Origin of the sequence: Kiloniella sp., from assembly GCF_048270245.1 — a bacterium.
GTDB lineage: Bacteria > Pseudomonadota > Alphaproteobacteria > Kiloniellales > Kiloniellaceae > Kiloniella.
Window position 1 is genome coordinate 440,017 of sequence record NZ_JBLWTH010000002.1, and the last position, 26,161, is coordinate 466,177.

25 protein-coding genes and 1 riboswitch are annotated in these 26,161 nt (G+C 45.2%); of the genes, 15 read left to right on the forward strand and 10 right to left on the reverse strand.

The window, feature by feature from the left end; all coding sequences use genetic code 11:
• Positions 1-12: 12 nt before the first annotated feature.
• Positions 13-2,049 (reverse strand): AsmA family protein, encoded by a 2,037-nt coding sequence (locus tag ACN0W5_RS07275; protein WP_417453481.1) that lies wholly within the window; start codon positions 2,047-2,049, stop codon positions 13-15.
• A gap of 143 nt (positions 2,050-2,192) precedes the next feature.
• Positions 2,193-3,050, reverse strand: coding sequence for an OmpA family protein (locus ACN0W5_RS07280; protein WP_417453482.1), 858 nt, complete (start codon positions 3,048-3,050; stop codon positions 2,193-2,195).
• A 613-nt stretch (positions 3,051-3,663) separates the two neighbouring features.
• Here ACN0W5_RS07280 and ACN0W5_RS07285 point away from each other — a divergent pair.
• Positions 3,664-3,906, forward strand: coding sequence for a CDGSH iron-sulfur domain-containing protein (locus ACN0W5_RS07285; protein WP_299378940.1), 243 nt, complete (start codon positions 3,664-3,666; stop codon positions 3,904-3,906).
• A 21-nt stretch (positions 3,907-3,927) separates the two neighbouring features.
• Here ACN0W5_RS07285 and ACN0W5_RS07290 read toward each other — a convergent pair whose 3' ends face one another.
• From ACN0W5_RS07290 to ACN0W5_RS07320, 7 genes are read right to left on the reverse strand one after another with little or no spacing between them, the layout of a single operon-like run.
• Positions 3,928-5,025 (reverse strand): carbohydrate kinase family protein, encoded by a 1,098-nt coding sequence (locus ACN0W5_RS07290; RefSeq protein WP_417453483.1) that lies wholly within the window; start codon positions 5,023-5,025, stop codon positions 3,928-3,930.
• Between the two features lie 17 nt (positions 5,026-5,042).
• Positions 5,043-6,116: a class II fructose-bisphosphate aldolase gene (gene fbaA, locus ACN0W5_RS07295; RefSeq protein WP_417453484.1), complete on the reverse strand. Its 1,074-nt coding sequence runs from the start codon at positions 6,114-6,116 to the stop codon at positions 5,043-5,045.
• A 38-nt stretch (positions 6,117-6,154) separates the two neighbouring features.
• Positions 6,155-7,234, reverse strand: a complete 1,080-nt coding sequence (locus ACN0W5_RS07300; protein ID WP_417453485.1) for a Gfo/Idh/MocA family protein — start codon at positions 7,232-7,234, stop codon at positions 6,155-6,157.
• A gap of 24 nt (positions 7,235-7,258) precedes the next feature.
• Positions 7,259-8,419, reverse strand: a complete 1,161-nt coding sequence (gene nagA, locus ACN0W5_RS07305) for an N-acetylglucosamine-6-phosphate deacetylase (RefSeq protein WP_417453486.1) — start codon at positions 8,417-8,419, stop codon at positions 7,259-7,261.
• On the reverse strand, positions 8,419-9,450 hold the full coding sequence (locus ACN0W5_RS07310) for an SIS domain-containing protein (protein ID WP_417453487.1): 1,032 nt from the start codon (positions 9,448-9,450) through the stop codon (positions 8,419-8,421). Before ACN0W5_RS07310 ends, nagA begins: the two co-directional genes overlap by 1 nt.
• 17 nt (positions 9,451-9,467) lie before the next feature.
• The gene (locus ACN0W5_RS07315; protein WP_417453488.1) at positions 9,468-10,229 is read right to left on the reverse strand and encodes a GntR family transcriptional regulator; all 762 of its coding nucleotides are present in this window, start codon (positions 10,227-10,229) and stop codon (positions 9,468-9,470) included.
• Positions 10,226-11,119 (reverse strand): BadF/BadG/BcrA/BcrD ATPase family protein, encoded by an 894-nt coding sequence (locus ACN0W5_RS07320; protein WP_417453489.1) that lies wholly within the window; start codon positions 11,117-11,119, stop codon positions 10,226-10,228. Before ACN0W5_RS07320 ends, ACN0W5_RS07315 begins: the two co-directional genes overlap by 4 nt.
• A gap of 280 nt (positions 11,120-11,399) precedes the next feature.
• Here ACN0W5_RS07320 and ACN0W5_RS07325 point away from each other — a divergent pair, with 280 nt between their 5' ends.
• The 9 genes from ACN0W5_RS07325 to ACN0W5_RS07365 all read left to right on the forward strand — a co-directional run bounded on the left by ACN0W5_RS07325 (position 11,400) and on the right by ACN0W5_RS07365 (position 20,887).
• Complete coding sequence (locus ACN0W5_RS07325) at positions 11,400-12,296, forward strand: N-acetylmuramic acid 6-phosphate etherase (RefSeq protein ID WP_417453490.1); 897 nt, start codon at positions 11,400-11,402, stop codon at positions 12,294-12,296.
• A 63-nt stretch (positions 12,297-12,359) separates the two neighbouring features.
• The gene (locus tag ACN0W5_RS07330) at positions 12,360-13,631 is read left to right on the forward strand and encodes an ABC transporter substrate-binding protein (protein WP_417453491.1); all 1,272 of its coding nucleotides are present in this window, start codon (positions 12,360-12,362) and stop codon (positions 13,629-13,631) included.
• 136 nt (positions 13,632-13,767) lie between these two features.
• Positions 13,768-14,652, forward strand: a complete 885-nt coding sequence (locus ACN0W5_RS07335; RefSeq protein ID WP_417453586.1) for a carbohydrate ABC transporter permease — start codon at positions 13,768-13,770, stop codon at positions 14,650-14,652.
• Between the two features lie 12 nt (positions 14,653-14,664).
• Complete coding sequence (locus ACN0W5_RS07340; RefSeq protein ID WP_417453492.1) at positions 14,665-15,498, forward strand: carbohydrate ABC transporter permease; 834 nt, start codon at positions 14,665-14,667, stop codon at positions 15,496-15,498.
• A gap of 78 nt (positions 15,499-15,576) precedes the next feature.
• Positions 15,577-16,740 (forward strand): ABC transporter ATP-binding protein, encoded by a 1,164-nt coding sequence (locus ACN0W5_RS07345; protein ID WP_417453493.1) that lies wholly within the window; start codon positions 15,577-15,579, stop codon positions 16,738-16,740.
• Between the two features lie 185 nt (positions 16,741-16,925).
• Complete coding sequence (locus tag ACN0W5_RS07350; RefSeq protein WP_417453494.1) at positions 16,926-17,264, forward strand: chaperone NapD; 339 nt, start codon at positions 16,926-16,928, stop codon at positions 17,262-17,264.
• A gap of 44 nt (positions 17,265-17,308) precedes the next feature.
• A complete protein-coding gene (gene napA / locus ACN0W5_RS07355; RefSeq protein WP_417453495.1) occupies positions 17,309-19,813 on the forward strand; it encodes a nitrate reductase catalytic subunit NapA in 2,505 nt (834 codons plus the stop codon).
• Position 19,814: 1 nt separating this feature from the next.
• Positions 19,815-20,267 carry a nitrate reductase cytochrome c-type subunit gene (locus ACN0W5_RS07360; RefSeq protein WP_417453496.1) on the forward strand — a complete coding sequence of 151 codons (453 nt, stop codon included), beginning with the start codon at positions 19,815-19,817 and terminating at the stop codon, positions 20,265-20,267.
• Between the two features lie 8 nt (positions 20,268-20,275).
• Positions 20,276-20,887 carry a NapC/NirT family cytochrome c gene (locus ACN0W5_RS07365; RefSeq protein ID WP_417453497.1) on the forward strand — a complete coding sequence of 204 codons (612 nt, stop codon included), beginning with the start codon at positions 20,276-20,278 and terminating at the stop codon, positions 20,885-20,887.
• Between the two features lie 131 nt (positions 20,888-21,018).
• Here ACN0W5_RS07365 and ACN0W5_RS07370 read toward each other — a convergent pair whose 3' ends face one another.
• Complete coding sequence (locus ACN0W5_RS07370; protein ID WP_417453498.1) at positions 21,019-21,189, reverse strand: periplasmic nitrate reductase, NapE protein; 171 nt, start codon at positions 21,187-21,189, stop codon at positions 21,019-21,021.
• A gap of 266 nt (positions 21,190-21,455) precedes the next feature.
• A riboswitch (TPP riboswitch) is annotated at positions 21,456-21,568 on the forward strand.
• Positions 21,569-21,658: 90 nt separating this feature from the next.
• On the opposite strand from ACN0W5_RS07370, the gene thiC reads away from it, so the two are divergent.
• The 5 genes from thiC to ACN0W5_RS07395 are packed head-to-tail and all read left to right on the forward strand — an operon-like array spanning position 21,659 to position 26,126.
• Positions 21,659-23,509 (forward strand): phosphomethylpyrimidine synthase ThiC, encoded by a 1,851-nt coding sequence (gene thiC, locus ACN0W5_RS07375; RefSeq protein ID WP_417453499.1) that lies wholly within the window; start codon positions 21,659-21,661, stop codon positions 23,507-23,509.
• Between the two features lie 2 nt (positions 23,510-23,511).
• A complete protein-coding gene (locus ACN0W5_RS07380) occupies positions 23,512-24,537 on the forward strand; it encodes an FAD-dependent oxidoreductase (RefSeq protein WP_417453500.1) in 1,026 nt (341 codons plus the stop codon).
• Positions 24,534-24,731, forward strand: coding sequence for a sulfur carrier protein ThiS (gene thiS, locus ACN0W5_RS07385; protein ID WP_417453501.1), 198 nt, complete (start codon positions 24,534-24,536; stop codon positions 24,729-24,731). The genes ACN0W5_RS07380 and thiS overlap by 4 nt, the downstream gene beginning before the upstream one ends.
• Positions 24,732-24,733: 2 nt before the next feature.
• On the forward strand, positions 24,734-25,522 hold the full coding sequence (locus ACN0W5_RS07390; protein ID WP_417453502.1) for a thiazole synthase: 789 nt from the start codon (positions 24,734-24,736) through the stop codon (positions 25,520-25,522).
• A complete protein-coding gene (locus ACN0W5_RS07395) occupies positions 25,515-26,126 on the forward strand; it encodes a thiamine phosphate synthase (protein ID WP_417453503.1) in 612 nt (203 codons plus the stop codon). The genes ACN0W5_RS07390 and ACN0W5_RS07395 overlap by 8 nt, the downstream gene beginning before the upstream one ends.
• Positions 26,127-26,161 lie beyond the last annotated feature (35 nt).

Consider the following 26,161-nt stretch of genomic DNA (forward strand, 5'->3'; position numbering starts at 1 on the left):
CGAAGTAAAAACCTAGTTACCAAAAAGCTTTTTCAAAGCATCTTTTGGCTTTTCAATAACTTCATCGACACCGCCGGCACCATCGCCAAGAGGTAATTTTACTCCCCCTTCGCCACTTGTAACACCTTCGATAAGAGCTGATGGATCTTTCAGTTGATCCGTCAAGGCTCCTGCAAGATCTGGAGCAACTTTAGGATTACTCCACGAGCCCGTAATCATTAACGGCACAGCAAGCCCTTTGGCACCACTATCGCCACCCTGCCCTTCAAGGTCACCGACAAGCTTTGGCTCTAAACGATAGTTCAAGGTTTTAGGCGGCATAGGAACAGTCCCTTTACCAGAAAGCCTGAACAAAGGCGCAATCATGCTCAAATCCTGGTTATTCACAACGCCCTGTTGAATAGTATAGGTACCAGATAACTCTGCAAAATCAGTAGATTGAGCTTCATCAAAAGAATTCTGCAAGGCATCCAATGATACATTACGGATCAAACCAGGAATATTCACGCCTTTAACAGCACCGTCCTGAAAAATGAAATCACCGGTTCCATTGAGATTAGAAACCATAGCCTTTTGAGAAGCACCCTGTGTCGTCAGATTTGCTTTGGAACTAAGAGTTCCCAAAAGTTTTTCGAAGTCAGCACTATCTGACAGTAATGGTTCAGCCTGAACACCGGAAAGGTCAAAATTAATTGCAGTTGTCGGCGTTGCTTTTGAGCTATCCAAAACAACTTTACCACGGGCTTGACCGTCATAGAGCGCAAGTTGTTTCAAGTCTGCGGTTAACTTACCACCTTGAAGCAAGATACCAAGTTCACTGACACCAATTGTAATCTTGCGGATTTGTACACCCTCGGATTTAAGGGCCAGATCAGCATTTACAGATTTCAAGCCAGAGAAATCAATTGGCGTATCATCCCATCCCTGATCAGCACTTGCACTCTGCGTTGTTGTCGCTTCACCAGATGTGTTTCCAGTAGATGCATCATCCTTAGCAGCAGTTTCAGGTGGCAAATATGGCGTGATGTCCAATACACCCGTAGAAAGCGCAGCAACTATATTTGGCACAGCACCAGAACTATCAATCTTCAACGCACCTTGTGCAGTTAAAGCATCAAATGCAAGAGATACATCATCAAACGCAACCACAGGACCATTTAGATCAAGCTGCCCTTTCACGGACAATTGGCCAAAGGTTTCTTCATTTTGACGCTCAATCGGTGCGCCGACCCAATCGGTCAAACCTTTAACAGATGGAACATCAAGATCAAGAGCGCCAGCAAGAGCAAAAGCACTTGCCTGTTGCGCTGTTCCATTGAAACTAAAGTTTACCGGGGATGAACTAACAGATGCTTCAAGAGCTGTACTTGCACCGTTCATCAGGCTTTCAAGATTAGCAATATCTGCTTTTAAATTAATCGTTTCTGCTTTCCAGTCCAAACGACCATCCACAGATAAAGGTTTGCTCAAGGCATCCAGAGAAATTTCAAGGTTTAACGCCTCAATATCTTCTTTCGTTCCTGAAGAGAGGTCTGTGAAGTGTAATTCACCATCTTGAATACGAACATCGCCTAGAGATAGTCCACTTAGGCTAGCACTGCTTCCACTTTCTGAAGTTTCAGAGCTTTCCGCCGCTGCAGTACCGCTTGCTGGATCTTGAGTTCCCTCAAGTTCCCAGTTTGGTTTCCCGTTTTTGTCAACTTCAAGGTTAATAACAGGCTTCACAAGTACGAAGCGATCAATAACAACTTCACTAGATAACAACGGCATGACCTGTAACTCGAGCGCCATTTGCTCAAGAGTTACCATGTCTTTACTCTGGCCCTGTTCATAGTTTGCCAAGGCAACATCGTTAACTTCAACGGCAACAGTCGGGAATAGGCTGAGAGAAATTTTCCCTCCAATTTTTAAATCGCGTCCCGTCGCCTCTTTCGCTTTTGCTGCAATTTCAGGCTTATAATCTTCAAGAGAAATAAAGAAGGGGGCAACCAATAGAACAGCAATGACCAACAGAATTAAGCCGCCGATTGATAAGAGTATTTTTTTCATTTTTTAGTCTCCATTACACGATTTGATAAAAATCATGCAAATGACACGATTATTGAAGGATATAGACGAATAACAATAAGGCGGTACCCGCATTAAGCCAGTACCGCCTTTTTATTCTGGCACAAATCAGCCAGACATGTGAATTACTTCACGAGTGTCACGACAACACGACGGTTTCTGAATTCAGAAATGCCATCACCTGTGTCAACCGCAGGAGCATTCTCGCCAACACCTTGGCTTTGAACGATAGAAGCAGCAACACCGTGGCTTTCAAGTGCGCTTACAACTGCTGCGGCACGTCTGTTAGCCAAGTTTTGGTTATAATCAGAAGAACCTGCTGTATCTGTGTGACCTGCAACAATCACTTTTGACGGTGAATGTTTTTTCACAGCTGCAACAATTACAGAAACTTCGGCCTGCGCATCAACCGTAAGCACATCAGAGTCAAAATCAAAATAAACGGCATAAGGCGCTGGTGCCGGAGCTGGCGCCGGTGCCGGAGCTGGTGCCTTCGCTTTTGGTGCCATTGCTGCATCAACTTTAGCCATAGCAGCTAGGAAACCGTCACGACATGCCGCGATATGGTCAGGCTGAATATTCTCTTCCTGCTCTTGTATCCAGCAATCGAACATAACCTGTGCGTTTGCAGCAGATGTTGGCGCTACGTCACCAGCACCATTTGCCAAAGCAGAAGCAAGGCGGTCATGTGCAGAAGAAAGGTCATCAACGAACTCTGCACCAAGATCCCAGTTAGCTACCTCTTCAGGAGCAACAACTTTACCATCCGCAGCGGCCAATGCTTTATTTGCAAACAGGTCGGAATCACCCCAATCCTGTTCGGATTTCTCATCACCAGAAAGGCCTACGTAACCTTTATATAACTCTCTTGTAAAAGAGGAGCCTGAAGGCTCTGCATCGCTGGCCATTTGATAACGATCAGCACAAGCAGATAAAGATACAGCCGCTACACCGGCCAACAAAGCAAACTTTAAACCCCGCATGATATTCTCCCTTGAAGGTTTAGATATTCATAAAAAACGAGACAAACAACAAACTAATTCAGGTACTAAATTATTTAGAACAATCCAAACTTAACTGTATGATATTTGCACAAATAAGAGTGAACATATTACCGCTTCTTTTTTGGAAATACTAGAGACCACATTCCCAGCCCTATTATTAACACAAAGAAAGTAACACAAAATCAGATAGATACCAAAAGGAATCAATACTTGTCGCTGTCAAAGCTTCTCCCAAAATCAGGCTGACACTAGAATGGAACAAACAAAACATCAACCTGAGGTAATTAAAAACATTGTTTGTTTAATGTCTTGTTAAGAAGAATACAGACCTAAAATAAAAACACATCTTGGTAAAATTACGTACCTGTATAACGTTGTTCTAATTATAATTTTACAGGTCCCTGATCTCTCATAAATTATTACGCCTTACTAGGAAAAGCTTATCATTCTTCTATGACACTTTCATTATCCTCTTTCTTTGAGAGAAAGAACTTACATCTGCAAAACCCTGAGGCGATAAAGATAACAACAAAAACAATCAAATATGATATTGTATTCCAAGAAGGTCGGGAAAAGGTCAGGAGAAATAAAAATGGAAACACCTCAAATAGCCGACACCACGCCATGCATTATCCAGCTAGAGGAAGGGAAAACTTACTTTTGGTGTGCTTGTGGGCGATCTAAAAAACAGCCTTTTTGTGATGGCAGTCATAAGGGAACCAATTTTCAGCCTTTATTATTTAAAGCCGACAAATCAAAAAAATACTTCCTATGTCAATGTAAACATAGTTCAAACAAACCTTTTTGCGACGGCAATCACAAGCACTTACTTTGAATAAGGAATTAATGCTCGCCCCTAAAGATTATAACTCTCATACTTTTGCCAATCAGCCTTTTTAATGCCTGACAAAAGTTCCTCCTGAGTAAGCAAGCCTGATTGCGTATCCATAACGGAAACAACAGAAGCTGAATTAATAGAGGCAGCTTTCAGCGCTAACTCTTCCTCTTCACCAAGACCTATAAAAGACGCAAATGTTGAGGCAAAGGAATCACCTGCACCCGCTGTCCCCATAACTTTTGCTTTTTGTGCTGGACAGAACATAATTTGTTCTTTTGTCCCTAAATAAGCACCTTCTTTGCCATTCGTGACTAACAATCTCTCTGGTCCAAGACTGTTAATTATCTTGGTAAATTCGCGGAGGCCCATCATTGTACCAGAGACGCCAACGCCTTTTTTTAATAACTCAGGAAGTTTTTTATCATCGGAGTAAGCACAAGGATGGATCGAATCAATCTCTGATTTCGCCGAGACAAATGGAACCAACTGCCCAGCTTCGACCTCGTTCATAACTAAAACGTCAATATACTGCAACGAGTTCCAAAATGATTGAGTTCTCGAAGAGAGTTGGCGAATTCCAGGGTTGGCAACAACAAGACTTCCTGCGGCCTTCGCCAATTTTACAATCTTTGGAAAGCAGTCCGCTGAAGCTCCACTCAAGCCCGTTACGTATGTAAGCTCGATACCTTCGAACATTTCAGGTTTGATTTCATCGGGAGTGAGTAACGTGTTGGCCCCACGCGCAACAAAAATCGTTGGGTTTCTGACATGCGAAGAAACCATAACCGCACAGCCTGTAGGCAAATCAGCATTAGATAAAACCCATTGGCTACCAATTGATTTTTCTTTCAAACGCTTCAGAACCATCTGGCCTTCGATGTCATCAGCCAATTTCACAACACAGGAAACATCTATGCCCAATTGCGCCATAGATACAGATGCGTTGATAGCACCGCCACCGGTGTGAGTTTCAATGTTCTCTGCATCCACTTTTTTGCCTTCTTCCAAAAGCAAAAAATTTGTGATTGCGTTGTGCATTGTCATACGTTCGATTTCATCGTCAGATACTGATGCGATAATATCGACAGTAGCCCCACCCAGTGTCAGTGCCTTCATTATACCCGTCCTACCTGTTAATCTTGCGCGAGAGACTTGCCTACAGAACCCAGCACAGAGAAAATTTCGTCCAGCTTTGTGCCGACACCTAGTTCAGCCTGACGCACCCATTTACGTGGGTCGTATTTGCTCTTTAGCGGCTTGCCTGTTTCTGGGTCGATCTGCGCAACAAATGCATTTTGGTTCGCATTTACATAAGCCCCAACAGGCTCGGAGTACGCGTACTGAAGATCCGTATCAACATTCATTTTAAAGACGCCGTAGGAAACAGCCTCTTTAATATCTTTCTCAGAAGAGCCCGATCCGCCATGGAAAACAAGATCAAGAGACTTGTCCTCTAAGCCATAACGATCCGACATTAATTTTTGAGAGTCTTTTAGAATTACAGGGCGAAGTTTAACATTCCCTGGCTTGTAAACGCCATGAACATTCCCGAATGACGCAGCAACAGAAAAATCCCCCAGCGGGTTTAGCTGTTCGTAAGCATAGGCCACATCTTCCGGCTGCGTATAAAGTTTAGGATTATCCGCACCGGTGTGCTCAGACCCGACACCATCTTCTTCACCACCAGTAACACCCAACTCGATTTCCAGGCTCATATCAAGTGGTGCCATTTTCTTAAGATAATCAGCACATGTACCAACGTTCTCTTCCAAAGGCTCTTCGGAAAGGTCGATCATATGTGATGTATACAGAGGCTTGCCATTCTTTTCACGGAATTTGGCACCTTCGGCCAACAGACCATCGATCCATGGCAAAAGACCGCGATTTGCATGGTCTGTGTGCAGAACGACACAAACCCCATACCCCTCGGCAAGAAGATGAACATGCTGCGCCAAAGAAACGGCACCAAGCACTTTCCCCTGAAGACCATCCGGGTAAGCCGCACCAGCATAAAAGCCTGCGCCACCGTTAGAAACCTGAATAATCACATCCGATTTGTTACGGGCCGCCGCCTCTAGAACAGCATTTACGGTACTACTGCTAGTAACATTTACCGCTGGCAACGCGTAATTTCCGGCCTTACAAGCCTTGACGAGTTTCTCATAGTCCTTACCGGTAACAACACCCGGGCGAAGTTTTTCAGACACCGCCGATCCTCCCTGTTTTCTAGATCACAAAACGCATATTAGCGCTTCAAATGTACGACTTGACCACTTCGAACCGATTCATCCGCAGCCAAAACAATTTTCATACTGTTCACAGCATCCTGCATGTGAGATGTCAAATCTAAATCGTCTATAATGGCCTTTAACAGGAAATCCTGCTCTCTTTGGCAAAGGGCATCATGATCTGGCTCATCATCCATTCGTATTAAATTGTCTTTATGGGTGAATGACTTATCATCATTTAGCTTTGCAGAATGACATAATAACGCGGATGTTTTGGTATGTGCATCAATATCATCAGATTCCATTGCTTTGTTTTGATCTTCCGCAACAATAGATACACAACCTTTGGGGCCAATCACATCCTTAACAAAGAATGCTGTTTCACTCATCATTGGCCCCCAACCTGCTTCATACCATCCCACAGATCCATCATCGTATGTAACTTGTAGTTGGCCATAGTTATACATGTCAGAATCAATTTCATCGCTTAAGCGAACACCGATTGCATGCACCTTGACCGGTTGGGCCTGTGTCATCAGACACATCATATCAACATAATGAACACCGCAATCCACGATCGGGGAAATGCTTTTCATAAGCTGTTTATGAACCTGCCAAGTTTCGCCACTGCTTTGTTGGTTAAGGTTCATCCGCATCACCAACGGCTTTCCCAGTTTCCGCGCCTGAGAAACAAATTCCTGCCACGAAGGATGATGGCGCAGGATATAGCCAATAACGAGCTTACGTCCTTTTTTCTGTGCAGCCTTGATGACACGTTCTGCTCCCGCAACCGTATCTGCAATCGGTTTTTCGAGGAAAACATGAGCACCAGCGTCAAAAGCCTTTAAGGCGTAAGATTCATGAGTATCCGGCCAGGTATTGATAGAAACAACATCAGGTTTCAAGAGATCAAGAGCTTCATCATAATCTGAAAATCGGTCATAGCCGGAAATCTCAGCAGGCAAAGGTGTCTTGTTATTCAAGCTGCGACTGCAAAGGCCAACAATCTCAAATCCATCCAGATGATGATAAGCCTTGGCGTGGGATTGTCCCATGTTTCCCAAACCAACGACAAGAACCTTCTGTTTATTGCCCATTACTCATTCCTTTATTAGATTCCGTTAACTTTTCAGGCCATCCATCTCCGTGTCCCGTCCATCAATCCAGGTATCAAGAACAAGCCCAGCATCATTCAATAGAACCATTGATGCCCTGTACCCCTTTTCAATGCGTCCGAGTTCATTCCCCAAACCAAGAAATTCAGCCGGGTACAAGGATGCCATCCGCAAAGCTTCATCATGGGAAAGACCAAGCATATCAACAGCATTACGAACCGCTGTTGCCATATCCAAATGCGCACCAGCCAAAACACCTTCAGCCGTAGTACAACGCCCCTCACGACTATAGATTTTTTGCCCGTAGAGTTCAAAAAAATCCTGATCACTACCCACCGTGGCCATCGCATCTGTCACCAACATCATCTTGCCACGCTTCTTGGCTTTGATCGCATTTCGTAATGTTGCAGAATGAACATGATATCCATCAACAATCAAACCACACCAGCTGTCATCATTATCCAGTGCGGCACCAACTGCCCCAGGTTCTCGACTTTCCATCGGTGTCATGGCATTAAATAGATGCGTAAAGCAGCTAAGGCCTTCTGAAAAAGCAGCTTGATAATCATCATAAACACCGGCGGTGTGTCCGGCAGCGACCAAGACCCCACGCTCAACAAGCTGTCGAATAATTCCCGATGTATTTTTTTCCGGGGCAAGTGTGACCAACGTCTTCCCCCCTTTAAGGCTAGACAAGAGATCCAAGGCATCAGCTTCCATAGACCTAATCTTATCTTCCTGATGCACCCCTTTTCTAACCTGATTAAGATAAGGCCCCTCTAAATGAATACCAAGAATACCAGGTTCATGATTATCAATAGCTTGCTGCATTGCCGAAACAGCAGATTCCATCACAGGGCGATCATCGGTAATCAGGGTCGGTAGCATTCCCGTTGTGCCAAAATGACGATGAGCCCTGGCAATGGATCGTAGCCCGCTTGGTGATGTATCCTGATTAAACATGACACCACCACCACCATTGACCTGTACATCAATAAAACCGGGGACTAGCTTTGCACCGTTTAAATTTCTGACACAATCCACATTATCGGGAATGGCGATAGACGTTCCGACAACCTCGACGATGGTATCATTGATAATGACTGTAGCTGCATCTATCCACTCTTCCCCGGTAAAAACATGTGCATTGGTCAAAGCCGTTTTCATCAAACCGTCTCCGTTACTTTTTTCAAATGACGGGGATTATCAGGGTCAAGACCACGCATCTGGGTGATTTTCTCTGCCATGACATAAAAGCTCTGGATCATCACGGGCAACTGACAAAAGGGATGAATATTAGTTTCAATCGGCAAGATACCTTTGCTCAAGCTCCCCTCTTGGACGGTAAAGACCGCACCGCCTTTTTCCCGGAAATTTTCAGCAAGCTCTCCGACTGAATCCCAAGACTGATCACGCTGCCTGAACAACAGTACAGGATAGCCATCTGCAACAAGTGACATTGGTCCGTGTTTTACTTCTGCGGCGCTGAAAGCTTCCGCATGAATATAAGATGTTTCCTTGAACTTCAGCGCAGATTCCAAGGCGACACCAAACCCGGGGCCGCGGCCAACTGTAAACAGATTAGAAGATGAAGCTAACAGCTCAACTGGTTCGGACCAATCCGCAGACAAGCCCCGATCCAATTGATCCGGAAGCCTTTCCAAAGCAGGCAACAAACCACTATCAAAATTCCAGATTGCACTCAGTTGAAGTAAAGCTGTTAAGGAGGCGATATAACTCTTTGTTGCCGCGACTGAGTTTTCTGGTCCGGCATGAAGCGGTAGAAAACAGTCCGCCAGAGCCACAAGCGGTGATGTTGCATCATTACAAATACAAAGAACAAAAGCTCCCTGTTCTTTCGCCTTTTGCGTTGCCTGTACCAGATCAGGGCTTTGACCAGACTGTGACACAGCGATAAACAAGCTGTCTTGTAACTTTAAATCTCCCCCATAAAGGGTTGAAACTGATGGAGCAATAGACACGACGGGAAGCCCAGTGCCAATTTCCAAGACATATTTTGCAAAGGCACAGGCATGATCAGAGCTTCCCCGGGCACAGGTTGAAATAAAGCGAAATTTCTTTTCTCGTATCCGTCTCGACAAATCTTCGAGAACATCTCGGTTGGCTTTCAGTTGTCTTGAAACAACAGCGGGTGTTTCCGCTGTTTCTTTTGCCATAAGGCTTATTTTATTCGTCATTATTCATTTCATTCGTATTAATCACGGCTATCCAAATAGAGTTCAGCAATGAAATCATAGCTGTCCCCACGATAATGAGATCGGGTAAATTCAATAGGGCGCATGTCGGGCAGGAAAGACCGTCTTTCAATGTAAAGGGTTGGCCCGCCAACCGGGACACCTAATAAATCGGCTTGCGTCGGTTGGAGCAGCTCAGCCCTTAGCCTCTGCAAGGCTCTTAGAGGTCGCAATCCGGATTTATCCAGCACACTGTATAGCGAGTCATCTACAACCAAAGGATCTGGCAAGAATTCCTGTGGAACGGTCGCCAACTCGATCGCAAGCGCTTTACCATCAGCGCAACGTATTCGGTGCAAGCGTGAAACAGCAACACCTGGTGATAAATTAAGAGCCATCGCTTCTTCTGGCGTCGCAAGCCCAGTTGCGCGCTCAACCCAAACCACAGATGGCTGCATCCCTCTGGCTGTAATATCCTCGGTAAAACTGGTCAATTTGGAAAGAGGCTGTTCCATTCTCGAAGCAACAAAAGTTCCTGCCCCGTGACGCTGAACCAGCAAACCATCCCTCACCAGCCCCTGCACCGCTTTGCGCACGGTCACTCGGGATACTTCCAGCTCAGACGCGATATCACGTTCACTTGGCAATGCGTCTTCAACCTTAAACGCCCCACTTTCTATTGCCTGCCTGATTAGCGTCTGCAATTGCTTATAGAGTGGCGTCGGATTATTGCCATCAAGTCTGGATTTGACTTTTAAAGCGCGAAAGGTACTTACTTTCATTTTGAAGCCTCCTGCTCATCAGAGGCCGATTTTCTTACCATTCTTATCGCACCATCCATCGCATCGCCGCGTGGTTTACTTAGAATTTTTTGGTATTTTTCTGGTAACTTAGGAGCAATACGTTTTGAAACGCCCCCCATAAGACAAACAGTCTCAACACCTCTATCAAGCAGAGCCTGTATCATACACCCTGCTTCATGCACGGATTTGGCGACAATCCTGCACGCCAGTTCATCGCCTTCATTAGCATGATCAAAAATAAGCGGCGCAAAAGAACCGTAGTGATGTGGTTCGGCTTCTTCTGCCCACTTAACCATCACTTGGCGATCATTCTTAAAGTGCGCCATAATGGCTTTAGTTAATGGCGTTTCCGGGCGACATCCTTCAGCTGCGAAAAGAGAACTACGAACAGCCGTTAAGCCAAGAACAGCACCACTGGCATGATCCGAGATTTCAAACCCCCAACCACCGACATTGATAACATCATCGTTAACAATACCGAGCCCACATGAACCGGTCCCCAAAATAAGAATACCACCATCTTCACCGGCATGAGCACCCAAACATGCCGTATAGGCATCGGTAGCCCCAGAAACTGATGCGAAAGAATGCGGGAAAGAAAGCATCGCCTGAAGCTCACTTTCCAATCCGAGACCCGCAAGCCCCAGCCCAACATGAAGGGACGCAAAATCTTCCCTGCCCCTACCAGATTGATGAAGCGCCTCAAGACAGGCTTTCTCAATTTCGTAGTAAACACGAACAGCTCCGAGCCTAGAATTTGACGGACCGGCAAAACCTTCACCCAGTATGTCACGATTCGCATTCTCAATTCGAACACGACAGCTCGTTCCGCCACCATCAACACCTGCATAGAGCATTTCGTTTGCCACTTATCACCCCAGAACCAATAACAGACCAATACATAAAACCAATCGAATACCAATTTACGGTATTTTCTAAGAAAGGTAAATTCAAAAGATTTTATTTTTTTATGAAAATTATATTATATATTATTTTATCACTATAAATCAGCATGTTAAACAAAACAAATGATAAATAATTTGTTAACATTTTCAAACACTATCTATAAAAATTGAAAAAATTGATTTCAAATTGGTTTCTTTTTGGTATTATCAAATCAACCATTCATGAATTTATAGGTTTAAAAGCTTGTCGAAAGATATCCAGGGTACAGAAAAACATAGCCCCCGTTATCATGGTATAGATACTTGGCCTGCTGAGGACATGCTTGAATCGCTATGGGCATCTCAGCTCAGAGCTATCTCTTGCATACAACAATCAATCCCGGAAATTTCTGCAAGTGCAGAAGCAATCGCCGGGCGATTATCTCACGGTGGACGACTTTTCTACATTGGCGCAGGATCTTCCGGACACCTTGCCATTCAAGACTGTGTAGAAATAAACCCGACTTACGGCTGGCCTCAAGACAAGCTGATTCCGTTGATTGCAGGTGGCAAAGATGCCCTTCTCGCCCCTATGGGCGGCGCAGAAGACGATGAAATAATATCTGTTGAAGCCCTCAACGAGCATGCAATAAATGCTCAGGATGTCATTATCGCCGTAGCAGCAAGTGGCTCTACCCCCTATACATTGGCGGCTGTAAAGCATGCTCGGTCACAGGGAAGCCTCGTAATAAGCGTTGCCAATAATCGACACGCACCGATTTATGATCATGCTCACCATTCCATCTTTTTAGATAGCGGCAGCGAAGTCATCGCGGGATCAACCAGAATGGCCGCTGGCACAGCACAAAAAGCAGCTTTGAACATGCTATCAACATTAACGATGACAAAGCTTGGTCACGTTCATGATGGTTTGATGGTCTCCATGGTGATCAACAATGAAAAGCTTGAAAAACGTGGTGCAGCAATCGTTCAGGAAATCACTGGAACCAACAGTGGAACAGCAAAAAAATGCCTAAACGATGCTGACAAAAACATAAAACTCGCGGTCCTTTTAGCTATGAACCACCCCAAAGCTGATGCAGAAAAAGCCCTCACCGATAATCAGGGCCACCTGCGACAAGCAATGGATCAACTTAAGTAACCTAATCAATAATCACACAAAAACCGGGAAAAACCCGGACTCTTTATTAACTCGGAGGATAAGATGAAAAAAAATAATCTAACATTGGGCACAAGTGTTGCTGCGATCGCTTTAGCAGCAGCTTCACTGACGCCAACTGTGTCTGCTTTTGCAGATGAACTGGTTATTGAAAGCTGGCGTACAGATGATTTGGATATCTGGGAAAGTCAGATTATTCCAGCATTCAACAAGTCACACCCAGACATCAAAGTTCGCTTCGCACCGTCACCGCCAACAGAATACAACGCCAACATGAATGCCAAGCTAACAGCTGGGACAGCTGGCGACCTTATTACCTGTAAGCCCTTTGACGCATCACTTGACCTATACAACAATGGTCATTTGACAAAAGTTGATGATCTTCCCGGTATGGAAAACTTCTCTGGCGTTGCGAAGTCCGCTTGGCAAACAGATGACGGCTCTACAACATTTTGCCTGCCAATGGCATCTGTGATCCACGGTTTCATCTACAACAAAGAAGCCTTTAAGGAGCTTGGCCTGGAAATTCCCAAAACAATTCCAGAATTTATGGCTGCTCTTGAAAAGATCAAAGAAGATGGCACCTATATTCCTATGTCAATGGGGACCGCTGACCAGTGGGAAGCAGCGACCATGGGCTTTCAGAATGTTGGTCCAAATTTCTGGGCGGGCGAGAAAGGGCGTAAAGGCCTAATCGACGGCACAGAAAAACTGACCGATCCTCAGTATGTAAAAGTGTACGAGCATCTTGCTGAATGGGGACCATATCTTGGCAAAGGCTACAAAGGTCAATCTTATCCTGATAGCCAAAATCTCTTTAGCCTAGGTCGTGCAGCGATTTACCCGGCAGGATCATGGGATATTTCAACCTTTAATGGTCAAGCTGATTTCGAATTTGGCGCGTTCCCACCACCCGTTCCGGCTGGGCAGGAAACTTGCTACATCTCTGATCACACGGACATTGGCCTTGGTATCAATGCTGCGTCCAAGAATGTGAAAGCAGCCGAAACCTTCCTTAGCTGGATGGCATCTGCTGAAGCTGGATCCATTTTCTCGAATGCACTGCCAGGTTTCTATGCGCTGTCAAAGCACGAGCTTACCATTAGCGACCCTGTTGCTCAGGAATTCGTAAGCTGGCGTGGCAAATGTGAATCTTCTATCCGTAACTCCTATCAGATCCTTTCACGTGGTACACCAAACCTCGAAAACGATCTTTGGAATACTTCTGTAGGTGTCATCAACGGCAGCATGACAGCGGAAGAAGCAGCCAAGAAGGCACAGGACGGACTTGCTAGCTGGTACAAACCACAGCAATAAAATTCTGCTATAATGAAACGCCGGCACCTAATCGGTACCGGCGTTTTGCATATAAACTACGTCCCAATCGAAGTGAGTACCTATCCATATGGCCTTAAATAACCAAAGGGGATCGTTCTTTCGAACACATATCTTAGTGTTCCTTTTGCCTGCGGCTCTGATATATACCCTGTTTATGATCGTACCGCTGATCGATACAGTCAGATACAGCTTTTACGGTGAAACGGCCGAGGGCATTACATCCTTTGTCGGTTGGGATAACTACATTCTCATTCTTACTGACGAACGTTGGTGGACAGACTTTAGTAATGCGCTGGAGAACAACTTTATCTTCTTTGTCATTCATATGTTCGTTCAAAATCCGATTGGCCTTCTCCTCGCTGCTTTATTGAGTCTGCCAAAATTAAAGATGGCGAACAGCTATCGCACCTTGATCTTTATGCCGACAATGCTCTCGGTTGTAATCATTGGCTTTATATGGAAGCTGATCCTCAGCCCACTTTGGGGCGTTGGCGATACTTTGGTTGGCTTTGTCGGAATGACAGATGGTCTTCCTGCCCTTCTAGGGGAAGAGTCCACAGCTCTGATCACCTTGTCATTCATTTCCGTTTGGCAATTTGTCGGTATCCCCATGATGCTGATCTATGCCGCCCTACTCAATGTCCCCGACGATTTGGTCGACGCAGCCATTGTTGATGGCGCGAACCAATGGACAGCTTTCTGGCGCATCAAGCTTCCTTTGATTTTACCAACAATTGCAATGGTTTCTGTTTTGACATTTGTCGCAAACTTTAATGCCTTCGACTTGATCTATGCAGTCAAAGGTGCGCTTGCTGGTCCAAACTTTGAAACGGATATCATGGGCACAATGTTCTACCGCACGTTCTTTGGTTATCAACTTCAACCCGGCAGTGCCACGTTGGGCGCAACCGTTGCCAGCTTAATGTTCCTAGTTATCCTTTGCGGTGTCATGCTTTATCTTTTTATCATTCAACGTCGCTTACAGCGCTATCAACTCTAGGAGGACGGACTGATGAAACTCACAAAACGCGTTGGCCCGTTAGGCGTTCATGCCGTCCTTATGTGCTACACCCTTATCGCACTGTTCCCGATTTACCTCGTGATCATGAATTCCTTTAAAAGCAAAAAAGGAATTTTCAGAGACCCACTCGCCTTGCCGACAAGTACAACCTTTGACCTCATTGGCTTTGAAAAGGTTATCGCCAGATCATCATTTGATGTCTATTTCACCAACTCCATATCCGTCACTGTCATTAGCTTGGTATTTGTTTTACTACTTGGCGCAATGGCGGCATGGGCCTTGGCCGAATACGATTTCCCCGGCAGTGATATGATGGCGCTTTATCTTGCCATCGGCATTATGATTCCCATCCGTTTGGGTAGTGTTAGTCTGCTGAAGATGATTGTTGGCATGGGGCTGGTGAACACCCTCACCGCTCTTGTTCTGGTCTATACAGCCCAAGGATTACCCCTAGCGATATTCATACTCAGGGAATTTATTGCGCAAATACCCAACGATCTCAAAGAAGCCGCCCGTTGTGATGGCGTCTCTGAATACAGAATTTTCTGGTCTATTATACTGCCGCTTATCCGTCCTGCACTGGCAACCGTTGCGGTATTCACCATGATACCAATTTGGAATGATCTCTGGTTCCCACTTATCCTTGCACCAAGTAAGGAAACAGCAACCGTGACACTCGGTATCCAGCAGTTCATCGGGCAATATGTTACAGACTGGAATGCAGTATTGGCATCACTGACACTAGCGATCGTTCCTATTCTAATCCTTTACGTGATTTTCTCTCGACAGCTGATCCGTGGACTGACATCGGGGGCAGTCAAATGACCTTGCATAAACAACAAACAAAAATCTTAAAAATACTCATGACGACATGCACAGCTGTGCATCAGGAGAGGTAGATTCATGGCTGATATCAAGCTTTCAGGTATCAAGAAATCCTATGGCAAAGCCGAAGTGCTGCACGGAATAGATATCGACGTCAAAGATGGTGAATTCGTGGTTTTTGTCGGCCCATCAGGGTGCGGAAAATCAACGCTTCTTCGGTTAATCGCTGGCCTGGAAACCATTTCTGATGGCGACCTCCAGATTGACGGCGAAACCGTCAACGACATGACTCCTTCCCAGCGAAAGATCGCCATGGTTTTTCAGTCATATGCGCTTTACCCCCATATGACTGTGTACAAAAATATGGCCTTTGGTTTGACCCTCGGCAAAAAAGGGCCTCTTGGGGGACTACTCGGTGGTGGAGAAAACAAAAAGCTCATTGATGAAAAAGTTCAAAAAGCAGCTAAAAGCCTGAAGCTGGAAGATTATCTCCATAGATACCCTCGTGAGCTTTCCGGCGGCCAACGCCAACGGGTTGCCATTGGTCGCGCGATAGTTCGTGATCCCAATGTTTTCCTTTTTGATGAACCATTAAGTAACCTTGATGCCGCATTACGGGTAAACACACGGCTGGAAATAGCCAAACTTCATCAAGATCTGGAGGCAACAATTATTTATGTTACCCACGATCAGGTTGAAGCCATGACATTGGCCGATAAAATCGTTGTCGTAAATGGTGGTCACGTTGCTCAATGCGGTTCCCCACTAGAACTTTACCACCATCCAGCTAATAAATTTGTGGCTGGCTTTATCGGCTCGCCATCTATGAACTTCTTAGAAGGCACCATTACAGCCGTTCATGCCGGAAGTCTTGATGTGCTTCTTGATTATGACAACAGTACTGCCAGCATTCCCGTTCACCCTGATGAAACCAAAGTCGGTGACAAAGTCACCATAGGTATTCGCCCAGAGCATATGAAGGAAGGTAATGACCAGTCCTTCAAACTCTCGGCCAAGGTAAACGTTGTCGAAAGGCTTGGCGAAGCCAGCTATCTCTATCTCGAAAATGGCGAGAACGATCCCCTTTGTGTGAAAACCGATGGGCACAGTATAACGAAAGCGGGAGACAAAGTAGAGCTTTGCGCTGACTTTTCTGCTGTCCACGTTTTTAATGCCGAAGGCAATGCACTGGCACGGACCACGAGTGATCAGAAATATATTGCGCCCAAACTAAGTGCATAAACGCACAACTATAAGAGTATATTTTTCTAAGCCCTGAAACTTATGAGAGTTTCAGGGCTATTTTTGTGGTATCATCACAAGAATAACAAGCACGTCAGATGTATCTTCATTGATCCATATCAAAGATAGTTTTTGCCCGATCTATAAGATGTACCAAAATAATATCTATAGAGACGACGAGAGAGATGAGACAGTTAACTGAAAACCAGCCAAAAACCGGACAAGATCCGAGCATAACAGTCACAGTTAACAACGGCCTTGGGAAGTACGATAACATGACAGATGATGCACAGTTATTTATTTCAAGCCACATCGCACAGACACCACCTGAATACCTTGAAGAAACTCTACGAGCAATCATGGAACACCCTCATGCAGATGTCCCCATGGTTGACGACAAGGGAAAGCTGGTTGTCCTTATAGACGCCCCCACAAGTAAAGATGCGATTAAAACCATAGAAAGCATTCAGTCTTTGGCAAATATCTATTCTTTCACGCCCGTCTACCAACACGAAGAAGTTTGAAAATTAAATCTGAAATTCAACAGATTAACTGAGGAATCTATGTCATGAAGTTATCAAGACGTGACTATATCAAGGCCAACGCCGTCGCTGTCGCCGCGGGTGTTGCAGGGATGACCGCACCAAGTGCTGCGAGCAATCTGCTTACTGAAAGTTCTAAAACAGCATTAACATGGTCCAAGGCTCCCTGCCGTTTTTGCGGTACTGGTTGTAGTGTGATGGTCGGCACCAAAGAAGGCAAAGTTGTCGCCACACACGGCGATGTTAAAGCTGAAGTCAACCGCGGTTTGAACTGTGTAAAAGGTTACTTCCTGTCTAAGATCATGTACGGGAAAGATCGCCTTAAGACACCCCTTCTTCGTATGAAAGATGGCAAATACCATAAAGAAGGCGAATTCACCCCCGTATCTTGGGATGTTGCCTTTGACACAATGGCTGACAAGTTCAAATCTGCCATTAAAGAAAAAGGGCCAACCTCTGTTGGTATGTTTGGTTCTGGCCAATGGACTGTCTGGGAAGGCTATGCGGCTTCCAAGTTGATGAAAGCTGGCTTTGCATCAAACAATATTGATCCAAACGCACGTCACTGTATGGCCTCTGCCGTAGGCGGTTTTATGCGTACCTTTGGTATTGATGAACCAATGGGCTGTTATGACGATATCGAAGCAACAGACACCTTTGTGCTCTGGGGCTCTAATATGGCAGAGATGCATCCCATTTTGTGGACACGTGTTGCAGATCGTCGCCTAAGTGCGCCAAACACCAAGGTTGCTGTTCTTTCTACCTATGAGCATCGCTGCTTTGATCTTGCCGATATTCCAATGGTTTTCACACCACAGACTGACCTTGCAATTCTGAACTTTATCGCGAACTACATCATTCAGAACGACAAAGTAAACCAAGACTTTGTTTCAAAGCACGTCAATTTCCGTCGCGGAAATGACGATATCGGGTATGGTTTACGTCCAGAGCACGAATTACAGAAGAAAGCGAAGAACGCAGATAAAGCTGGTGGATCTTCTGAAATGAGCTTTGAAGAGTTCAAAGCATTTGTTGCAGATTACACAGTAGAAAAAGTATCAAAGCTTTCTGGCGTTCCTGAAAATCGTTTGGTCGAACTCGCCGAACTTTACGCTGATCCTGATCGTAAAGTTGTTTCCTTCTGGACCATGGGTTTCAATCAGCACACACGCGGTGTTTGGTGTAACAACCTGATTTACAACATTCATCTACTTGTTGGTAAAATCTCTACACCAGGGAATTCTCCTTTCTCATTAACAGGCCAGCCATCTGCTTGTGGAACAGCCCGTGAAGTCGGAACCTTCTCACACCGTCTTCCTGCCGATATGGTGGTTACAAATCCAAAGCATCGCGCTGCAGCTGAAAAAATATGGAAAATTCCAGCTGGCGTTATTCCGCCTAAACCTGGCTTTCACGCTGTACTACAAAACCGTATGCTCAAAGATGGCAAACTTAATGCCTATTGGGTTATGTGTAACAACAACATGCAAGCCGCACCAAATTTCAATGAAGAAGGCTATCCCGGATATCGAAACCCGGAAAACTTCATTGTCGTTTCAGACCCTTATCCTACAGTAACTGCCGAAGCTGCCGATCTTATTTTACCAACAGCCATGTGGGTCGAAAAAGAAGGTGCTTATGGTAATGCAGAACGCAGAACGCAGTTCTGGCACCAGCTAGTGGACGCACCGGGCGAGGCACGTTCTGATTTGTGGCAGCTAATGGAATTCTCCAAACGCTTCACCACAGATGAAGTGTGGCCTGCTGACGTTCTAAAAGAGAACCCGGAATACAAGGGAAAAACTCTTTTTGAAGTGCTTTATCAAAACGGCAATGTAGATAAGTTTCCATTGGAGCAAACTCATAAAGATTATGCTAATCAAGAATCAAATGATTTTGGTTTCTATGTGCAAAAAGGTCTTTTTGAAGAATACGCAACATTTGGACGGGGGCATGCACATGATCTCGCACCGTTTGAAACTTATCATAAAGAACGTGGCTTAAGATGGCCTGTTGTTGATGGCAAAGAAACCAAATGGCGCTTCAAAGAAGGATCTGATCCTTACGCGAAACCCGGTAGCGATTATGACTTCTATGGTAAGCCGGATGGACGTGCCGTTATCTTTGCCCTTCCTTACGAGCCTGCAGCTGAAAGCCCTGATGAAGAGTATGATCTATGGCTATCAACTGGTCGTGTTCTAGAGCACTGGCACTCTGGGTCTATGACACAACGTGTGCCAGAGCTTTATAAAGCATTCCCAGATGCCGTTGTCTTTATGCACCCCGATGATGCAAGTAAGCGTGGCCTGAGACGCGGTCAAGAAGTGAAAGTTGTTTCCCGGCGTGGCGAAATAGTTACCCGTGTAGAAACCCGTGGTCGCAATAAACCGCCAAAAGGGCTGGTCTTTGTACCTTGGTTCGATGCAAGCCAATTGATCAATAAAGTCACATTGGATGCAACCGATCCACTGTCAAAACAAACAGACTTTAAAAAATGTGCTATCAAAATAGTTGCAACGGGGAGAGCATAAAATGAAACGCCTTCTTGTAAACATCACTGCTGCTGTCGGCCTTATGGCACTTGCAAGTACTGCTGCATTTTCTGATGGAGCGGCAACCTTGAGACAGGGGGAGCCTATTGCTTCAGAAGCAGGTGCCCCGAAAATGAATAAGGTGGAAAACAACGATGTAAAGCGTGTTCGAAACTATCCTGAACAGCCGCCGACCATCCCGCACCAAACCAGAGATTATGAAATATCTTTAAATGCGAACAAGTGCCTTTCCTGCCACGCAAGAACACGTACAGGTGAATCCCAGGCGCCGATGGTAAGCGTGACCCACTATATGGATCGGGACAATCAGGTACTGGCAACGGTTTCACCTCGTAGATATTTCTGCAATCAATGTCACGTTACTCAGGTCACAGCACCACCGCTGGTAGAGAACGAGTTCATTGACGTCGAACACATCATAAAGGGTGAATAGGCAAAACCATGTTGACACCTATCAAAAAATTATGGGGATTTGCCTGCAGGATCTGGTCCAGTGCCAATCGCCCAGCCAAGCATCTTTCTATTGGATTTCTAACCATTGGTGGCTTTGTCGCTGGTGTTATGTTCTGGGGTGGTTTCAACACCGCCCTTGAATTGACCAATACGGAAGAATTCTGTGTTAGTTGTCATGAAATGGGCGACAACGTTTTTGTTGAGCTAAAACCAACCATTCACTACAGCAACAGATCTGGCGTAAGGGCAACATGCCCGGATTGTCACGTTCCACATAACTGGACAGACAAGATTTCTCGTAAAATGCAAGCATCCAAAGAAGTGTGGGGCAAGCTATTTGGCACAATCAACACCCGTGAAAAATTCCAGGCAGAACGACGGCGCCTTGCTGGACACGAATGGGATCGTCTAAAAGCCAATAATTCACTGGAATGCCGGAACTGCCACTCTACGGAATCAATGGACATCACAGTACAGTCCACCCGGGCAGCCGAAGCACACCAGACATTCCTGTTTACTGGCGAGAAAACCTGTATCGATTGTCACAAAGGTATCGCACACGAACTACCGGACATGACAGGTGTTGAAGGCTGGGAATAAGAAATAATCTTATTACACAGATCTTACGATAAAACGGGCCTTTTAACGGCCCGTTTTATTGAGCAAATTAGCCACAAAAAAGCTCAGATGTTTCCATCTGAGTTTTTTTACTTACACAAACCAGTTTGCCTTTATTGTGTTGGTGGGCCTGAGATAAAAATCTGATACATCCAGATTGAAAAGCCATAGGCACCTACCAAGGCAATTGTTAGCGCAGGAATGAGACCTGCAGCCAGGAACATGAACAATGACACTTCTTGTGTCTTGGTTCTCTCATGTATTGCAGTTGGAGCTTCTTGCACGTTACATCCCTCTGGTTAACATCGGTTGAGAAAACGTCTTTGCAGACGCACGATAACTTATAAATCAGCTTCCGATAATACACTTACAAACAAAAACTATATTGATTCATATCAATTTGGGATCAATAAATCTATCTTGGCTAAAATTATAGCCTATAAATAGTTCTAACGATAAATCAAACGCGAATACACCGGAGACCAATTTATAAATATATTGAGTCCAAGCCTAACATGCTTGTCTATTGAAGCTCTATCTTTTATAAACTTTAGTTTCCTAGGGGTGCCGTATAAATACGGCTGAGATTGTAATCATTAAGTACAGGACCCTTCGAACCTGATCCGGGTAATGCCGGCGAAGGGATTGGAACATAAGCAATTTCTGTACTGAATCTACAACAGTCTGAATTTGTCAAAGCCTCCCCAAGCTCCCCGGATCTCCATTGTGACTCAAGCATCGGAGATCTATAGTATGTCGAAAAAAAATATTATAAATGAAATTACAACAGGCCCTCTAACAGCTTCCCAAAAAGTATATACGGCACCACAGCATGATGCTGATTTACGGGTTCCATTTCGTGAAATACAAACAAGTGATCAACAGGAACCCTTTGTACGCGTATATGACGCGTCTGGCCCCTACACCGATCAGCAACAAACAATTGATTTAAACAAAGGCCTTCCACGTCACAGATTGTCTTGGTTTAAAGAACGCTCTGTTGAGCAATACACGGGCCGAGACCTGTTACCAGAAGACAATGGCAAAGCACAGGGGGCTTATCTTTCTGATGCTTTCCCCCTCAAACATAATCCCTATCGCGGTACGGGAGAAAAGCCTCTAACTCAATATGAGATGGCCCGTGCCGGTATTATCAGCAAAGAAATGGTTTACGTTGCAGAGCGCGAGAACCTCGGCAGAAAAGAAACACACCCAAAAGCCCGACAATCCCTTGATCAAGGGGAAAGTTTTGGTGCGTCACTCCCCGAATTTGTCACACCAGAATTTGTTCGAAGTGAAATTGCAAAAGGCAGAGCAATCATTCCTGCCAATATTAACCATCCAGAATTAGAACCGATGATTATCGGGCGAAACTTTCTTGTTAAAATTAACGCGAATATAGGTAACTCTGCTGTCAGTTCTTCGGTAGAAGAAGAAATAGAAAAAATGGTATGGGCAACGCGTTGGGGTGCAGATACCGTGATGGATCTTTCGACAGGTAAAAATATTCATCACACCCGAGAATGGATTATCCGTAATAGTCCGGTACCTATTGGCACCGTTCCAATGTATCAGGCGTTGGAAAAAGTAAACGGCGTTGCTGAAAACCTTACCTGGGAAGTGTTCAAAGACACCTTGATTGAGCAATGCGAACAAGGCGTTGATTATTTTACTATTCATGCCGGAGTTCGACTTGCCTATATACACTTAACGGTCGATCGGGTAACTGGCATTGTGTCTCGTGGTGGATCGATCATGGCAAAGTGGTGTTTACATCATCACAAGGAAAGTTTCATTTATGAAAATTTCGGAGAGATTTGCGACATCATGCGCCAGTACGATGTATCGTTTTCTCTTGGTGATGGATTTCGTCCTGGGTCAATTGCAGATGCAAATGACCGTGCTCAATTTTCTGAACTCGAAACACTAGGTGAACTCACTCAAGTTGCTTGGGCTAAAGGATGTCAGGTTATCATAGAGGGCCCCGGGCACGTGCCGATGCATAAGATCAAAGAAAACATGGATAAACAGCTTGAAGTATGTAAAGAAGCACCATTCTACACACTGGGTCCATTAACCACAGACATTGCACCCGGTTATGACCATATAACCTCTGGCATAGGGGCTGCGATGATAGGTTGGTACGGAACATCAATGCTTTGTTATGTAACGCCAAAAGAACATCTCGGCCTACCAAACAGGGATGATGTGAAAACAGGAGTTATCACTTATAAGATTGCAGCACATGCCGCAGACTTGGCAAAAGGGCACCCTGCCTCGCAAATCAGGGATAATGCCCTCTCCAAAGCGCGATTTGATTTTCGCTGGGAAGACCAGTTCAATCTTTCCCTTGATCCAGACACTGCTCGTTCATTTCATGATGAAACACTCCCGAAAGAAGCGCATAAGGTCGCGCATTTTTGTTCCATGTGTGGTCCTAAATTTTGTTCCATGAAAATTTCTCAGGAAGTCAGGGATTATGCCAATAAGCTCAATGACAAAACCCAAGGAATGGCGCAAATGAGTAAAAAATACAAAGAAATGGGCAGTGAACTTTACATTGATATCAATCAACAAAGTGACATCACTAAGGAGCCTGTTTGATAATGAAAATTGAAATTATTGGATCTGGCATTGTCGGTCTTTCCTGTGCTGCATTTTTCGCAGAAAAAAAATGTGACGTTACCATTATCTCATCCAGTAATGGGCCAGATGAGAATTGTTGTTCTTGGTGGGCGGGCGGCATGCTGGCCCCTTGGTGCGAAATGGAAAGTGCGGAACCATTGATTGGTGAACTGGGCTTGGAATCTATGAAATTCTGGGAAAATTTCACATCCTCTTACCAAAAAAAAGGAACACTGGTTGTTGCAACATCTCGTGATTTACCAGACCTGAAACGCTTTGGCCGCAGAACAGAAAATTGGCAAGAAGTCAAACAAGATCAAATTGCAGTATTGGAACCCGATCTTGCAGACAGGTTTAGCTCCGGACTTTATTATCCAGAAGAAGCACACTTTGACCCCAGACAAATTTTGCCTGAACTGGTAAATTATCTTGAAAGTATGGGCGTTAAATTTCAGTCAAACACCTCTTTTTCAGCAGAAGAGCTTGATGCTCCCCCGAAAGCAGATCATAGGATTGATTGTCGTGGGTTGGCAGCAAAAGATCATTTAGATGAATTGCGTGGCGTAAAGGGCGAAATGCTACTGATCAAAAGCAATGAGGTAAAACTCTCTCGGCCAGTTCGTTTGTTGCATCCCAGAATTCCGCTCTATATCGTGCCCAGAGACAACGGACTTTTTATGGTCGGCGCAACAATGATTGAAAACGAAAATAGATCCGGCGCCACGGTTCGTTCCATCTTAGAGCTTCTATCAGCAGCCTATGCCCTACATCCAGCCTTTGGTGAGGCAGAGATTATTGAAATAGGTGTTGATGCTCGTCCTGCTTTCCCCGACAATCTGCCAAGGATAATTCACAAAGGTCATACCACCTATTTAAATGGTATGTATCGACACGGATATCTAGCTGCACCCGCAATGGCAAAACGTCTTGTGGAACAAGTCCTGCGCCTAAACTCAACAGATGAACATCCAAATGAACCTGCGCTATCAACAGGAAATATAGAATGAATATTGTACTAAACGGGCGACCTGTCGCGACACACGCCGCTTCACTCTCTGAGTTATTGGCAGAACAGGGATATGGAACGGCAAAAGTGGCAACAGCCGTTAACGGCACTCTTGCCCCGGCAAGTATGCGTCATGAACATAAAATTGAGGACGGCGATCAAATTGAGATCGTCGCCCCAATGCAAGGTGGTTGAGGATGACAATTAAGTTTTACGGCGAAGAAATAGCATCACGGTTTCTTATTGGCACAGCTCTCTATCCTTCACCGGCAATCATGCTCGAAGCCATCAAGGCTTCCAAAGCCGAAATCGTCACGGTTTCACTCCGCAGAGAGTCAGGCACAGAACAATCTGGGCAAAATTTTTGGTCTTTTATCAAAGACAGCGGTGCAAAAGTACTTCCCAATACTGCCGGGTGCAAAAGCGTTAAGGAAGCGGTTACCACAGCCCACATGGCGCGCGAAATTTTTGAAACACCTTGGGTCAAACTTGAAGTTATCGGTGAAGATGATAGCCTGCAGCCTGATGTTTTTGGCTTGGTCGAAGCTGCACGAATTTTGAGCGAAGAAGGCTTTCAAGTATTCCCGTACACAACGGAAGATCTTGTTGTGGCTGACAAGCTAATCGCCGCTGGTTGTGAGCTTTTAATGCCATGGGGTGCCCCTATCGGTAGCGGGCGGGGTTTGAACAATATCTATGGCCTTAGATCCTTACGGGCACACTTTCCGGACATTCCGCTGATTGTTGATGCGGGTATCGGTTTGCCATCACATGCAGCTGCCGCAATGGAACTTGGTTACGATGCTGTGCTGTTAAATACAGCTGTGGCAAAAGCAGGCGATCCTGTTCTTATGGCCAAAGCCTTTGCCCTTGCAATTGAAAGCGGCCTGCAATGTTACAAAGCAGACCCCATAGAAAAACGTGATATGGCGGCCCCTTCAACCCCCGTTGCGGGATTACCATTTTGGAACCAAGATCATGCTTAATCCCTTTTATCAAATTGTAGATGACGCACAGTGGTTGCCAAGGTTTTTGCCTCTGGGGCTTAAGCTCGTGCAACTTCGTATAAAAGATGCATCAGAAGAACAGATCAGAGAACAAATCATCTATGCTCAGGAACAATGCAATGAATACGGAGCACAACTGATCATCAATGACTATTGGGAACTAGCGATTGAACTTGGCTGTGATTTCATCCACTTGGGCCAGGAAGATCTAGATGATGCCAATATCGGCGCTATTCGAGACGCAGGACTAAAACTTGGCATCAGCACCCATGACGAAGGTGAACTGGAACGTGCATTGGACCTGGAACCTGAATATGTTGCATTAGGCCCGGTCTATCCGACCATTTTGAAGAAAATGCATTGGGCTCCGCAGGGGGCTGAAAATGTTAGTCGCTGGAAAGAGATGGTTGGCGATACGCCTCTTGTTGCTATCGGGGGACTATCCGTGGAACGTGCGCCAGATATCTATGCCGCAGGTGCCGATATTATCTGCGTTGTGACAGATGTTCTTTACAACGACAGCCCCGAAGAACGCCTTCAGGAATGGCTTGAGTTAAGCGCATCACAACTCGAGATAGATTAGCTTCGTAAAATAGCCTCACTCACAAACATGAGTGA

Excerpts from the sequence above, each read along its gene's own strand:
- ACN0W5_RS07275 (WP_417453481.1), bottom strand. The coding sequence starts at position 2,049 with ATGAAAAAAATACTCTTATCAATCGGCGGCTTAATTCTGTTGGTCATT.
- ACN0W5_RS07280 (WP_417453482.1), bottom strand. The coding sequence starts at position 3,050 with ATGCGGGGTTTAAAGTTTGCTTTGTTGGCCGGTGTAGCGGCTGTATCT.
- ACN0W5_RS07285 (WP_299378940.1), top strand. The coding sequence starts at position 3,664 with ATGGAAACACCTCAAATAGCCGACACCACGCCATGCATTATCCAGCTA.
- ACN0W5_RS07290 (WP_417453483.1), bottom strand. The coding sequence starts at position 5,025 with ATGAAGGCACTGACACTGGGTGGGGCTACTGTCGATATTATCGCATCA.
- ACN0W5_RS07300 (WP_417453485.1), bottom strand. The coding sequence starts at position 7,234 with ATGGGCAATAAACAGAAGGTTCTTGTCGTTGGTTTGGGAAACATGGGA.
- nagA (WP_417453486.1), bottom strand. The coding sequence starts at position 8,419 with ATGAAAACGGCTTTGACCAATGCACATGTTTTTACCGGGGAAGAGTGG.
- ACN0W5_RS07310 (WP_417453487.1), bottom strand. The coding sequence starts at position 9,450 with ATGACGAATAAAATAAGCCTTATGGCAAAAGAAACAGCGGAAACACCC.
- ACN0W5_RS07315 (WP_417453488.1), bottom strand. The coding sequence starts at position 10,229 with ATGAAAGTAAGTACCTTTCGCGCTTTAAAAGTCAAATCCAGACTTGAT.
- ACN0W5_RS07330 (WP_417453491.1), top strand. The coding sequence starts at position 12,360 with ATGAAAAAAAATAATCTAACATTGGGCACAAGTGTTGCTGCGATCGCT.
- ACN0W5_RS07340 (WP_417453492.1), top strand. The coding sequence starts at position 14,665 with ATGAAACTCACAAAACGCGTTGGCCCGTTAGGCGTTCATGCCGTCCTT.
- ACN0W5_RS07345 (WP_417453493.1), top strand. The coding sequence starts at position 15,577 with ATGGCTGATATCAAGCTTTCAGGTATCAAGAAATCCTATGGCAAAGCC.
- ACN0W5_RS07350 (WP_417453494.1), top strand. The coding sequence starts at position 16,926 with ATGAGACAGTTAACTGAAAACCAGCCAAAAACCGGACAAGATCCGAGC.
- napA (WP_417453495.1), top strand. The coding sequence starts at position 17,309 with ATGAAGTTATCAAGACGTGACTATATCAAGGCCAACGCCGTCGCTGTC.
- ACN0W5_RS07360 (WP_417453496.1), top strand. The coding sequence starts at position 19,815 with ATGAAACGCCTTCTTGTAAACATCACTGCTGCTGTCGGCCTTATGGCA.
- ACN0W5_RS07365 (WP_417453497.1), top strand. The coding sequence starts at position 20,276 with ATGTTGACACCTATCAAAAAATTATGGGGATTTGCCTGCAGGATCTGG.
- thiC (WP_417453499.1), top strand. The coding sequence starts at position 21,659 with ATGTCGAAAAAAAATATTATAAATGAAATTACAACAGGCCCTCTAACA.
- ACN0W5_RS07380 (WP_417453500.1), top strand. The coding sequence starts at position 23,512 with ATGAAAATTGAAATTATTGGATCTGGCATTGTCGGTCTTTCCTGTGCT.
- thiS (WP_417453501.1), top strand. The coding sequence starts at position 24,534 with ATGAATATTGTACTAAACGGGCGACCTGTCGCGACACACGCCGCTTCA.
- ACN0W5_RS07390 (WP_417453502.1), top strand. The coding sequence starts at position 24,734 with ATGACAATTAAGTTTTACGGCGAAGAAATAGCATCACGGTTTCTTATT.
- ACN0W5_RS07395 (WP_417453503.1), top strand. The coding sequence starts at position 25,515 with ATGCTTAATCCCTTTTATCAAATTGTAGATGACGCACAGTGGTTGCCA.